The 13670-nt window shown below is 67.8% G+C and carries 7 protein-coding genes; 4 read left to right on the forward strand and 3 right to left on the reverse strand.

Features of this window, described 5'->3' with window-relative positions; genetic code table 11:
• The first annotated feature begins 147 nt into the window (after nt 1-147).
• Nucleotides 148-1200 carry a LacI family DNA-binding transcriptional regulator gene (locus I4U41_RS17085; protein ID WP_206862367.1) on the forward strand — a complete coding sequence of 351 codons (1053 nt, stop codon included), beginning with the start codon at nt 148-150 and terminating at the stop codon, nt 1198-1200.
• Between the two features lie 63 nt (nt 1201-1263).
• On the opposite strand, the gene I4U41_RS17090 is transcribed toward I4U41_RS17085, so the two are convergent.
• The 3 genes from I4U41_RS17090 to I4U41_RS17100 all read right to left on the reverse strand — a co-directional run bounded on the left by I4U41_RS17090 (nt 1264) and on the right by I4U41_RS17100 (nt 6718).
• Complete coding sequence (locus I4U41_RS17090) at nt 1264-2895, reverse strand: alpha-amylase family glycosyl hydrolase (RefSeq protein WP_242525335.1); 1632 nt, start codon at nt 2893-2895, stop codon at nt 1264-1266.
• Nucleotides 2896-2960: 65 nt separating this feature from the next.
• Entirely contained in the window at nt 2961-4451 is a 1491-nt protein-coding gene (locus I4U41_RS17095) for an MFS transporter (protein ID WP_206862369.1), read from the reverse strand.
• Nucleotides 4448-6718, reverse strand: coding sequence for a glucosidase family protein (locus tag I4U41_RS17100; RefSeq protein WP_242525310.1), 2271 nt, complete (start codon nt 6716-6718; stop codon nt 4448-4450). Before I4U41_RS17100 ends, I4U41_RS17095 begins: the two co-directional genes overlap by 4 nt.
• Nucleotides 6719-6944: 226 nt before the next feature.
• Between I4U41_RS17100 and I4U41_RS17105 the strand changes: the two genes are divergently transcribed.
• The 3 genes from I4U41_RS17105 (at nt 6945) to I4U41_RS17115 (ending at nt 13447) form a co-directional block, all read left to right on the forward strand.
• Complete coding sequence (locus I4U41_RS17105) at nt 6945-8582, forward strand: alpha-glucosidase family protein (RefSeq protein WP_206862370.1); 1638 nt, start codon at nt 6945-6947, stop codon at nt 8580-8582.
• Nucleotides 8583-8613: 31 nt separating this feature from the next.
• A complete protein-coding gene (locus tag I4U41_RS17110) occupies nt 8614-10395 on the forward strand; it encodes an alpha/beta hydrolase-fold protein (protein WP_206862371.1) in 1782 nt (593 codons plus the stop codon).
• A gap of 280 nt (nt 10396-10675) precedes the next feature.
• On the forward strand, nt 10676-13447 hold the full coding sequence (locus I4U41_RS17115; protein ID WP_206862372.1) for a TonB-dependent receptor: 2772 nt from the start codon (nt 10676-10678) through the stop codon (nt 13445-13447).
• Nucleotides 13448-13670: the final 223 nt, after the last annotated feature.

The raw sequence follows: 13670 nt of genomic DNA on the forward strand, positions 1-13670 counted from the left end.
TGTATCGACAGGGCGTGAATGGACCTATCGCCGACGGTGCAACGCAGTAATCCGCTTCGTGCCCTCCGGCTCCGCCGGGCGAGCGTCGAAGCGCCCGATGCCGCACTGCGGCAAGCCTTTGCGTACAAGGGCTTACATACTGCCGGAATGTCGCAAGTGCATTACCTCGGTCGCAGCAAGAAGACCAAGATCACCTCGCTGGACATCGCCCATCGCGCGGGCGTGTCGCAGGCGACCGTGTCGCGCGTGCTGCGTGGCAGTCCGCTGGTCAACGCCGAGACGCGCCGCCGCGTCGAGGACGCCGTCCGCGAACTCAACTACAAGGTCGACCGCCACGCGTCGAGCCTGCGCACGCAGCGCTCGGGCACGCTGGCCCTGCTGCTGTTCGAGGATCCGACCCCGGACGAGTCGCACATCAACCCGTTCTTCCTGTCGATGGTCGGTTCGATCACCCGCGCCTGCGCGCGCGAGGGACAGGACCTGCTGGTCTCGTTCCAGCAGCTCTCCGACGACTGGCACGCCGACTACGAGGACAGCATGAAGGCCGACGGCCTGATCCTGCTGGGCTACGGCGACTACCTGGCCTACCAGGGCAAGCTGGAGAAACTGGTCGCGCAGGGCACGCGGTTCGTGCGCTGGGGCGCGGTGCTGCCGGACCAGCCGGGGCTGTCGATCGGCTGCGACAACGTCAACGGCGGACGCCTCGCCGGCGAGCACCTGGTCGGCCTCGGCCGACGCCGCATCGCCTTCCTCGGCGGCGCATCGAGTCATTGCCCGGAATTCTTCGACCGCTTCCGCGGCTGCGACGCCGCCCTGCGCGATGCCGGCGGCGCGATGGAGGCGATCCTCCAGGTCGATGCGGAAAGCTCCGAGGAAGACGGCTACGCCGCGGCGCGCGAACTGCTGGCGCGCGGTGGCGCGTTCGATGCGGTGTTCGCGGCGAGCGACCTCATCGCCATCGGCGCGATGCGCGCGCTGACCGAAGCCGGGCTGCGCGTGCCCGAGGACATCGCCGTCGTCGGCTTCGACGACATCCCGATGGCCCGCTTCACCAGCCCGCCGCTGACCACCGTGTTCCAGGACACCAAGCGCGCGGGCGAACTGCTGGTGGAAACGCTGCTGCGGCAGGTCGCGGGGGAGCAGACGCGTTCGATCACGCTGCCGACGTCGCTGGTGGTGCGCCGGTCGAGCGGAGCCTGAGCCCCTGAAACCGGCGGAGAGGCACGAGAAACGAGTACTCGTTCCTCTCCACTCGTTCCTCGCTTATTCCGGCCGCCTCGCGGCCATCAACCGGTCCAGCCCAGCCTTCAGTTCCGGCTGCGTCACGGCAGCGTCGAGCACGAACACCTCCACGCCATGCGCCGGCACCGTGGCCTCGATCGAACCGCCGCGACGCACCTTCGTTTCGCCACCCGCGATCGCCGCGCGCCACGTGCCCGGCTGCAGCCACCGCTCCACCTCGAACGTCGCCGCCGCATCGCCCTTGTTGAGCAGCACCAGCGCGATCTGCGAAACGCCCCCGTGCTGGATCACGCGATAGAACGCCGCGCGGTCGCCCTTCAGTTCGACGTTCAGCTGCAACCCGCGCTGCAGCGCAGGCGTCCGCGCACGGACATGCGCGATGCGCGAGAGGTTGCGATGGATCGCGTGCGACGGCGCGGCGGCGATGCGCTCCGCGCCGAAGTAGTTGCGGTTGCCGTCATGCTCGGGCTTGCCGCGCATGAAGCCGATTTCCGAGCCGTAGTATACGACCGGAATGCCGCGCGCGGTGAACAGCCAGTTGTGCGCGTCGATGAAGCCTTCGTCGCTCGCATCGAGACGCGCCATGTCGTGGTTGTCGTAGAACGTCGCCAGTTCGTACGGATTCGCGTACGGCCCGCCGTCGAGATACAGCCGCCCGGCCAGTTCCTCGAAACCCGCGCGCTCGCGGCCGAACACCTTCTCCAGCCCCTGCTTCAGCGGGAAATCCAGCACGCTCACGTTCGCGTTCCGTGCCCAGGTGTGCTCGGCGATCTTCTTCGCGTCGTATTCGAACGCCTCGCCGAACATGAACATCCCCGGCTTCTGCCTGCGCATGCGCGCGACGAACTCATGCCAGAACGGATGCGGCAGCCAGCCGATCGTGTCGATGCGGAACGCATCCGCGCCCTGCCCGATCCACTGCGCGTAGGCGCCGGCGAGATACTCCATCACTTCGGGGTTGTTCTCGTTGAAATCCGACAGCTCCGCCAGGCCGCCGGACGTGTTGTAGAACCGGTGCAGCGGATTGTTCTTCGGGTCGAGCTTGCCCGGCGGGAGATTCTGGTGATCGGCGACGAGCTTGCCGTCGCGATCGAACACCTGCCCGTACTTCGGCTGCGGCGTCGGCATCGAGTACGCGGGCGAGCCGTGGTTGCCGACGATGTCGAGCACCAGCTTCATGTCCTGCCCGTGCACGGCATCGGCGAGCGCCTTGAAATCCAGGCCCTTGCTCGGCAGGTGTTCGTCGAGCTGGTAGAAATTCACGCCCCAGTAGCCGTGGTAGCCGGTCTTGCCACCGTCGGTCAGGAAACCGCCCTTCCGCGCCGGCTTTCCGCCGGTGAACGCCTCGTCCGGGTTGTCGACGATCGGCGTGATCCACAGCGCGGTGAAACCCATGCCGCGGATGTAGTCGAGGTGATCGACGATGCCCTTGAAGTCGCCGCCGAGGTAACCGATGTTGTCGCCGGCGTCGCTGCCGGGCGTGGGACGATCGAACGTGCGCGTCGCGTCGTTCGGTCCGCCCTGATCGCGATGATCGTTGGACGCATCGCCATTGACGAAGCGATCGGTGACGACGAAGTACACCGCTTCCTTCGCGAACGGCTCGAGCGTTCCGTAATACTCCGGCGACTGCGCGGCGTGCGCGTTCGGCATCGAAGCGGCGAGCGCGAGCGCGCTCGCAAGGAGGGACACGTTCGGACGCATGCTTGCTGGGCTCCTCAATGGACGGTGGTCGCGGCGGCGGCGACGCGCGGTTCCTGCACGCGCAGCACGCACAGGCCGGCGACGACCAGGCTGATGCCGCCGATGGTCAGCGCCTGGATCGGCGCGCCGCCGAAGAAGTGCCTGAGCAGGAAGCCGAGCAGGCTCGCGGCCACCAGCTGCGGGATGACGATGAAGAAATTGAAGATGCCCATGAACACGCCCATCTTCTCGGCGGGCACGCTGTCGGACAGCAGCGCGTACGGCAGCGAAAGGATCGACGCCCATGCGAAGCCGACGCCGACCATCGACAGCAACAGCCATTGCGGATCACGGATCACGAGGAACGACAGCAATCCCATGCCACCCAGCGTGACGTTCACCAGATGGCTCACGCGCAGGCCGAGGCGCCGCACCATCCACGGAATCGCGATCGCCGCCAGCGCGGCGAAACCGTTGTACGCCGCGAACAGCACGCCGACCCAGTTCGCGCCTTCGTTGTACGCGGCCGACGAGGGATCGGTACTGCCGAAATGCACCTGCGTGACCGCGCCGGTGGTGTAGATCCACATCGCGAACAGGGCGAACCACGAGAAGAACTGCACGACCGCGAGCTTGCGCATTTCCGACGGCATGTCGTGGAGGTCGCCGACGATCTGCGCCAGCGCGCGGTCGCGCCGCAGGCCGCTGGCGACGATCAGCGCAAGGCCGTAGCCCGCGAGCAGGCCGGCGAGGATGTACAGCTGCTTGTCCAGCGCGAATCGCCACACACCGAGCGCACCGACGATACCCGCGATCAGCCATGCGGCGCCGTTGAGTCGCGCGCGTGCGCCGTCGGGTTCGCTGCGCGCGGCGCGCGGTGCGGTGTCCTGCGCGCGCAGCACGTCCGGCGGATATTCGCGCGTGCGCAACACGGTCCAGCCGACCGCGACCAGCAGCACCGCGCCGCCGAAATAGAACGCGTAACGCACGGTGTCCGGCACTTCGCCCGGACCCGCGGTATTGCCCACGCCCATCTTCGCGAGGATCCACGGCAACAGGCTGGCGATCACCGAGCCCACGCCGATGAAGAAGCTCTGCATCGCGTAGCCGCTCGCGCGCTGCGAGGTCGGCAGCTGGTCGCCGACGAACGCGCGGAACGGCTCCATCGAGATGTTGATCGACGCGTCCAGCACCCACAGCAGGCCGGCGGCGATCCACAGCGTCGGCGAGTTCGGCATGAAGAACAGCGCCAGCGTCGCGAGCACGGCACCGACGAGGAAGTACGGACGACGACGGCCCAGGCGCGTCCACGTGCGGTCGGACATGTAGCCGACGATCGGCTGCACGATCAGCCCCGTCAGCGGCGCGGCGATCCACAGCACGGGAATGTCGTCCATGCTCGCGCCGAGCGTCTGGAAAATGCGGCTGACGTTGGCGTTCTGCAGGGCGAATCCGAACTGGATGCCGAGGAAGCCGAAGCACATGTTCCAGATCTGCCAGAACGACAGCTGCGGTTTCGTGCTCATCGTGCGGGCGACTCCTTCAGTGGAACGGCATGCAGCGCGCCGATCGCGGCCTCGTTGAGCGGGCCTTCGGCACCGCCCGCGCCGCCGGTGTAACGGGCGTTGTGGCTCAGGTACGACATGTTGACGCCGTCGCGCAAGGCGAATCGGCAGGACGCGTTGGCGGGCACGCCGATCACGACCGCGTTGGAGCGCTGCTGCGCCGCGCCGTGCGGCATCACCAGCGTGCCGCGCTGTTCATCCATGCCCTCGCATTGCGCGACCAGCGTCTTCACCGCGGCGGTGATGCCGGTGTTGATCGGACCGTGGGTGTTGGTGAAGTCGACACTGAAGGCGTAGCGGCCCGCCGTCGGTGCGCGCCATTGGCGCGGCCATTCGCCGTCGATCGCGAGGTCGGCACCGACGCAGCGGGTGGGCGAATGCAGCGATTCGATGCCGCGCTCCACGCGCGTGAGGCTCATGCACTGCTGCGCGTCGCGCATCGGCAGGTCGATGCTGCGAATTGATGAAGACGCATCCGAACGCAACGTGCCGTCGACGTAAAGGCGCTGGTTCGCGGGAATCCCGATGCGCCAGCTTGTCTCATGTTGTATCAATGCGGGCGCATCCGGCGTCGCCGGCGCGAAGGCCGCCGCGTCCAGGGGCGTCGACTTTTGCCGCACGACGCCGCGCTTCGATACCAATCGAACCGTGTCCCGCGCACCTTCGCGCTCGATGTCGCCGGCGACGAGAAGGTCGCCCTCGATGACAGCGGGCCGCACGAGCACGATCTCCCGCCCCGGCATCCGCAGCGAAATGCGATCGCGCCGACCGAACAGCATCGGCACGACGTCCGCCGGAATCTTCGGCTCGACGCGTCCGTCCGCACCCAGCCCGAACACGCCTTCCATCACCATCTGCAGATGGCCCGCGACGGACCACAGCTGCCGCGGCGAATTGACCACCGGCCCGCTCAGCGCGCCGTCGTCCACGTGCACGGCCTGGGTGACGAGTTCGTAGTTCTCCATGTTCGAACCCGCGAGCGCGGCGCCGCGCATCAGCGAGCGGATCTCGTGCGCGATGCGTCCGGCGTCGTCCAGCTTGCGCGCGGCACGCAGCGAGTACGCGGAGACGAACGGCCAGATCGCGCGGTTGTGATAGATCGCGATGTCCGGCTGCTGCGGCCAGATCACCGGGCTGCCGGAGTCGAGCATCGGATAGGTCGCGAGCGCGCGGCGTGCGCGCGATTCCGGCGCGATGCCGCTGTCGACCAGCAGCGACAGACCGAGCAGATCGTACGCCTCGAACGGAACCGGATGCGCTGCCGTCCCGATGTAGCTCATGTACAGGCCGCGCTCCTCGCGCCAGAAGCGGTGCCCGATCTGCGTCGCGAGCGCCTGCGCCTGGCGCGCGTACCCGTCCGCGCGCGCGTCGCCGCGCTCGCGCGCCATGCGTTCGGCCAACCGCAACGCCTGGTGATGCAGCACGTTGGTCGACAGCGCGAAGGACTGCGCGAGGAACGCGACGTCGTTCGCGGTCCAGCGCGGGTACGACTGCTCGCGCCAGTCCAGGAACGAGGTTTCGCCGCGATACAACCCCATGTCCGCGTCGAAGACGAACTGCCGATCCTGCGCGAGCGTATCGGTCAGCGCCTGCCAGACTTCCTCCTTGAAGCGCGCGGCATCGACGTCGCCCGCCGGCGCATCGAGCAGGCCGCGCGCGGCGAGGAACCACACCACCCGGTCGCTGCTGATCGGCCAGCTGCCGCCGGAACCGGTGTCCTGCACGACGTACGTTCCCCGCGGCGTGCCAGCGCGCAGGTCGGACAGCTTGAAACGCAGCGCGTTGCGCGTGCGCTCCGGGCGCAGTTGCGCGAGCGCGAGGTCCGCCGCGAACGACAGGTCGCGCGTCCACACGTAACGCCACTTCTCGCCGGTTTCGAAGCACGAACAGGGAATCGGTCGTCCGTTGTCGTACGCGCTGTCGGAGATGGATTCGACCTGCGCCCGCGTCAGCTCCTGCTGCGCCAGCGCGAACAGGCCGTCGAACAGTGGGCTGGCGGTGTCGCTGCGCATCGGCTGCGCGGCGATGCGGGTCGCGGCGCCTGTCTTCGGCTGCAACGACCATCCATCGCCATCCGCCTGCATGCGCGCGGTGGCGCCCTGCCATTGGATCGAATCGCGCCACGGGGTGTCGCCGGCCTGCGGCGAACCCGCGGCCAGGGTGAGCGCGATGGCCAGCGCGAGGCGTGGCGAGCGGCGCATCGACGGCGCCGGGCGGGCCTGGTTCATGCAGCATCCCCAACTCGGTGGCCCATGGTAGTCGGCGGGGGCGACAGGGGCTCGCGCTGCATACGTATTCATGGCCGGCGGCGGTCCAGGGCAATGCGCGGCGGGGACGCACCGTGGAATAGTGCACGCCACCGCGCGCCCCGGGCGCGCATCCGGCTCGGCATGCATGTTCGACATGGACGAGACGGCGGGCACACGCGCAGACGGCGTCGGGATGGAAAGGCAGATGGCGGAAGGCAGCAACGCACGAACGGAATGGTGGCGCGGCGCGGTGATCTACCAGATCTACCCGCGCAGCTTCCTGGACACCAACGGCGACGGCGTGGGCGACCTGCCGGGCATCGAGGCGCGGCTGGACTACGTCGCCAGCCTCGGCGTGGACGCGATCTGGATCTCGCCCTTCTTCAAGTCGCCGATGGCCGATTTCGGCTACGACATCGCCGATTACCGCGACGTCGACCCGCTGTTCGGCACGCTCGACGACTTCGACCGTCTGCTCGCGAAGGCGCATTCGCTCGGCATCCGCGTGATGATCGACCAGGTGCTCAGCCACACCTCGATCGAGCACGCGTGGTTCAGGGAAAGCCGCGAGAGCCGCGACAATCCGAAAGCCGACTGGTACGTGTGGGCCGACGCGAAGCCCGATGGCACGCCGCCGAACAACTGGATGTCGCTGTTCGGCGGCGTCGCGTGGCAGTGGGAACCGCGGCGCGGACAGTACTTCCTGCACAACTTCCTCGCCTCGCAGCCCGATCTGAACTTCCACAATCCCGCCGTGCAGCAGGCGACGCTGGACAACGTGAAGTTCTGGCTCGACCGCGGCGTGGACGGCCTGCGCCTGGACGCGATCAACTTCTGCTTCCACGACACGCAGCTGCGCGACAACCCGGCAAAACCGCTGGAACTGCGCACCGGTCGCGGCTTCAGCCCGGACAACCCGTACGCGTTCCAGTATCACTGGTACAACAACACGCAGCCGGAGAACATCCCGTTCCTGGAAGAACTGCGCGCGTTGCTCGATCGTTATCCCGGCGCGACCACGCTCGGCGAGATTTCCTCGGAAGACTCGCTGGCGACGATGGCCGAGTACGTCAACGAACGCCGCCTGCACATGGGCTACAGCTTCGAGCTGCTGACCGACGATTCCAGCGCGGCCTACATCCGCGGCACGGTCGAGAACCTCGAAGCGAAGATGCGCGACGGCTGGCCGTGCTGGGCGATCTCCAACCACGACGTGCAGCGCGCGGTGACGCGCTGGAACGCCGGCGGTGCGTACGACGCCGCGCTCGCGCAGCAGCTCGTCGCGCTGGTGTGCTCGCTGCGCGGTTCGGTGTGCCTGTACCAGGGCGAGGAACTCGGCCTGACCGAAGCGGACGTGCCGTTCGAAGCGCTGCAGGATCCCTACGGCATCACGTTCTGGCCGACCTTCAAGGGCCGCGACGGATGCCGCACGCCGATGCCGTGGAACGGCGAGGCGAACGGCGGCTTCAGCGGCGCGCGCCCGTGGCTGCCGGTGCCGGCCGAACACGGCGAACTCAGCGTCGCCGCGCAGGATGCACGCGCCGATTCGGTGCTCAACGGCGTGCGCCACCTGCTGCGCTGGCGCAAGGCGCATCCGGCGCTGGTGACGGGCGACATCGCCTTCCTCGACGCGGACGAACCGGTGCTCGCGTTCACCCGACGCAGCGGCGGCGAGTCGCTGCTGGTCGTGTTCAACCTCTCGGCGACTCCGCAGAAGTGGGACATACCCACGGCATTCGGAACGGCGACGCCGCTCGCCGACCATGGCCTGCGCGCCGGCGAACTGCACGGGCGCACGCTGCGCCTGCCGCCGCGCGGCGTGTTCTACGCGCGAGTGGGCTGACCACGAACGCGACGCGACGGGAGAACGCAGGATGACCAGCCTCCGGAATCGCAATCGCCTCCTCGCCGTCTGCGTCGCGTGCGCGCTGTCGTTCGCGCAGGCCGCCATGGCGGTGGAGCCGTTGTCGCCCGAACCGGTGCGCGGCGATTTGGTCGTCGAAACGTTCGCGCCCGCCGCCGCCTCCTTCGCGCCCGATGGCATGAAGACCACGGTCTATCTGCCGCCGGATTACGCGGACGGGAAGCGGCGCTATCCCGTGCTGTACGTCAACGACGGGCAGGATCGCGAAGCGGTCCGCCTGCGCGAAACGCTGCAGCAACTGATTGGAAGCGGCGCGATCCGTGCGCCGATCGTCGTCGCCATCGACATGCCGCCCGACCGGATGGGCGCCTACGGCTTGTCCGATCGCAAGGTCGGCGCGAACCTCGTCGCGAAGACGCGCCACGGCGGCATCGGCACGAACGCGCACGCGTATTCCGAATGGCTCGTGCGCACGCTGGTGCCGGCGATCGACGCGCGCTACCGCACGCGCACCACGCCCGACGCGCGCGCGATCCTGGGCTGGTCGCTGGGCGCGCTGAATGCGTTCAACCTGGGCTGGCAGTACCCGGAGATCTTCGGGCGCGTGGGTGCGTTCTCGCCGTCGTTCTGGCCCGCGTCGGACACGACCGACGACGCCAGCATGCAGCGCACGCGCATGGCCCAGCACATGGTCGACGTGAGCGAGCCGCGCAATGGCGCGCGCTGGTTCTTCGCGGTGGGCACGGCGGAGGAAGCGAGCGATCGCGACGGCGACGGCATCGACGACGCCGTGGACGACACGCGCGACATGCTCGAAGGCTGGAACGCCGATGCCGGCGGCACGAAGGGCCTGAAGCAGCTCGGCTACAGCATCAATCCCGACTACGCCACGAAGCCGACGCGCGCCGACGCATCGCTCTACCTGCTGCAGGACGGCCGGCATGAACAGGCCGCATGGGCGCGGATGCTGCCGGTGTTCCTGCGCTGGGCGTACGCGGTGAATGCGCCCGCCGTGCAGGCGACCGGTCGCGTCGACAGCTACCAGGACGTGCCGTCCGCCTTCGTGCCCGCGCGCAATGTCGACGTGTGGCTGCCGCCGTCGTACGCATCGCATCCGCAGCGGCGGTACCCCGTGCTGTACATGCACGATGGCCAGAACCTGTTCGATCCGGCGCTGGCGTATACGGGTATCGACTGGGACGTCGACGGCACGATGGCGAAACTGATCGCCGCCGGCCGCGTGCGCGAGGCGATCGTGGTCGGCATTTCCAACACGCCGCTGCGTGGCAGCGAGTACATGCCGGCGAAGGCCGTGCCGCCTGAACAGCGCGCGCAACTGCTCTCGGACGGCTACCTGCGCTTCATCGTCGAGGAACTGAAACCCGCGATCGACGCGACGTACCGCACGAAGCCCGCACGCGAGGACACGCTGACGATGGGCTCGAGCATGGGCGGCCTGATCTCGGCGTACGCGATGAGCGAGTATCCCGACGTGTTCGGCGCGGCAGGCGGGCTCTCCACCCACTGGCCCGCGAACGACGGCTCGGTCATCGACTACCTGGCCGCGCACCTGCCCGCGCGGCGCACGCATCGCTTCTACTTCGACCACGGCACGGCGACGCTCGACGCGACCTACGCGCCGTACCAGCAGCGCATGGACGCCGTGCTGCGCGAGGCCGGCTGGCGCGAGGGGCGCCAGTTCATGAGCCGCGAATTCGCCGGCGCCGAACACAACGAACGCGCCTGGCGCGATCGCCTCGACGTACCGCTGCAGTTCCTCCTCGGGCGCTGAAGGACCGGCGCGAACCACCGCTCCCGCGCATGCGCGGGCGGTTGCCCCGTGCGCCGGGAAAACGCTTGCACGCGCCTTTCGCCGCTGCCGCGGGCGATGAATACGTATGCAAAGGAATTTGTGCGGCGATGCGCCGAACTACCATCGCCGCTACGTCCTGAGCGGTTTTCTTTTGCCGATTCGGGCGCGGGTTCCGGCGAGCGCGACGTGGTCGCGACGTACGCGGGCCGACACACAACGACTAGAACCCGATTTCAGAATCGAACCAGTGGGAGGGGAGATGCAACTCAAGCGCAATCTGCTGAGCGTGGCGCTCGCATCGGCAACGATGCTCGTCGCCGCCGGCGCGCAGGCACAGGTCGCCACGCAGGCGCCGGAAGGCGAGCCGTCGCGGACCGATGAAACCAGGACGCTCGACTCGGTCGTCGTCACCGGCATCCGCGCCGGCATCGAGACCTCGATCGACACCAAGAAGGAATCGACGTCCATCGTCGAAGCGGTGTCCGCCGAGGACATCGGCAAGCTGCCCGACGTGAGCATCGCCGAATCCATCGCCCGACTGCCCGGCCTGTCCGCGCAGCGCGTGGGCGGTCGCGCGCAGGTGATCAGCGTGCGCGGCCTCTCGCCGGACTTCGCCACCACGCTGCTCAACGGCCGCGAGATGGTCTCCACCGGCGACAACCGCAGCGTCGAGTTCGACCAGTATCCCGCCGAGCTGATGAGCGGCGTGACCGTGTACAAGACGCCCGATGCCGGCCTCGTCGGCCAGGGCCTGTCGGGCACGATCGACATGCGCACCGTGCGTCCGCTGGACTACGACAAGCCGGTGATCGCGGTGAGTGGCCGCTACCAGCGCAATTCGCTGGGCGACGCCGCCAACGCCGACGGCGACGGCAATCGCATCAACGCCAGCTACATCGGCCAGTTCATGGATCGCACGCTGGGCTTCTCGATCGGTTATTCGCATACCGAACTGCCGATCCAGGAGAACCAGGTCGGCCTGTACGAGCCGTGGAGCGCGACGACCGGCCCGGACGGCGACCGCTTCCGCAACGGCGTGCCGGAAGGCACGTTCTTCGCCGACGGCATCAAGGCGCTGCGCCGCACCGGCGAGATCGAGCGCGACGCGGTGATGGCGACGCTGCAGTACCGTCCGTCGAACGACTGGACCAGCACGCTCGACCTGTTCCACACGCAGGCCGACCAGGAAGACACGGCGAACCAGTTCGAGGTGAACCTGTCGGGTTACAACGGCGGCTTCGATCCGGTGCCGGTGATGGTCAATCCGCAGGTGAACAGCGACGGCACGTTCACCGGCGGCACGGCGATGAACGTCTATCCGCTGGTGCGCGGCATGTACCGCAAGCGCGAGGACAAGATCGACGCGTTCGGCTGGGCGAACGACTTCAACGTGGGCCTGGCGCGCGTGAAGGCCGACATCGGCTGGTCGCGCGCCGAGCGCGAGGAACTGCTGCTGGAGAACAACACGCAGCAGATCCCGAGGCCGCAGCTCGACAACCTCGGCCTTGCGTACAACAGCAACGGCTTCTCGTGGCTGGTGCCGGGTCGCGACTACTCCAATCCGGAAACGCTGTTCCTCACCAACACGATCTACGGCTCCGGCTACGGCAAGGTGCCGCGCGTGGAGGACGAGCTGAAGACCTACACGCTGGCGGCCTCGCTGCCGGCGCCGCAGTTCGCGAGCGGTTTCCTGTCCGACATCGACGTCGGCCTGAACTACGCCGACCGCGAGAAGCAGAAGACCCAGCCGGAAGGCAACATCAACCTCGGCGCGCAGGGCGACATCGCGATCGGACGCGACCTGCAGTACGGACTGGTGAACCTCGGCTTCGCGGGCATGGGCTACATCCCGGCGTGGAACGTGCCGGGCGCCGTCGCGCGCTACATGAGCTTCGAGCCGGTCGACAACCTGTCGTACCTGATCCCGAAGGCGTGGACGGTCGACGAGAAGCTCACCACCGGCTACATCAAGGCGAACATCGACACCGAGTGGGGTTCGGTCGGCGTGCGCGGCAATGTGGGCGTGCAGATCCAGCACGCGGACCAGTCCTCGCGCGCGAATTTCTTCGACTCCACGCAGCCGGCAGGCAACGAGGTGCAGCCGTACGAGAACGGCAAGACCTACACCGACTACCTGCCGAGCATGAACCTGGCGTTCCTGTTCCCGCACGACCAGACGCTGCGTTTCGCGCTGGCTCGCCAGGTCGCGCGTCCGCGCGTGGACCAGCTGCGTGCGTCGCTGGAATTCGGCGTGGATACCGCCACCGGTCGCCCGGGCGCGAGCGGCGGCAATCCGGAACTGGATCCGTGGCGCGCCAACGCGTTCGACGTCTCGTACGAGAAGTACTTCGGCACCAAGGCGTACGTCGCGGCGGCGTACTTCTACAAGGACCTGCGCAGCTACATCTACACGCAGACCAACGACAGCTTCGACTTCTCGTCGTTCGTGGCCGATTACGTGCCGCCGGAAGGTTCGCCGCCGGCGCAGACGACCGGCAACTTCACCGCGCCGTACAACGGACAGGGCGGGAAGCTGCAGGGCATCGAGCTGAGCGCGTCGATTCCGCTGGACATGCTGTGGGCGCCGCTGGAAGGCTTCGGCATCGTCGCCAGCGCGAGCTTCAACGACAGCGACATCGAGATCCTCGATCCGGAAAGCGCGAGCAGCGTGGGCACCGATCCGATCAGCCTGCCGGGCCTGTCGGACGAGGTGTACAACTTCACCGCGTACTACGAGCGCGCGGGCTTCGAGGCGCGCGTGAGCCAGCGCAAGCGTTCGGACTTCATCGGCGAGATCGGCAACTTCGACGGCAACCGCACGCTGCGCTACGTGGTGGGCGAGGACCAGCTGGACGCGCAGGTGAGCTACACGTTCGGTGAGGCGAGCTCGCTCGCGGGCCTGACGCTGCTGTTCGAGGCGAGCAACCTGACCAACTCGCCGTACCAGACGTATGCGGGCACGAAGGATCGTCCGCTGGAATACATCGAGTGGGGCCGCACCTACCTGGTCGGCGTGAACTACAAGTTCTAGGCCGCCTCCCGCGGTGCTTGCGACCCCCGCCGATGCGAGTCGGCGGGGGTTTGTTTTTTGGGGCGCCTCTGCTCCCCGGTGCCGGAACCACGTCATCCCGGTGAAGGCCGGGATCCAGGCCCGCAACACTCGGGCACTCCGTTACCGGCGAACCAGATCACCGTCATTCCAGCGAAAGCCGGAACCCATTTGCCGTGGTTGTTGTCTTTGTAGCTCGGGTAAG

This window comes from Lysobacter changpingensis, from assembly GCF_017308985.1.
Classification (GTDB): domain Bacteria; phylum Pseudomonadota; class Gammaproteobacteria; order Xanthomonadales; family Xanthomonadaceae; genus Lysobacter_J; species Lysobacter_J changpingensis.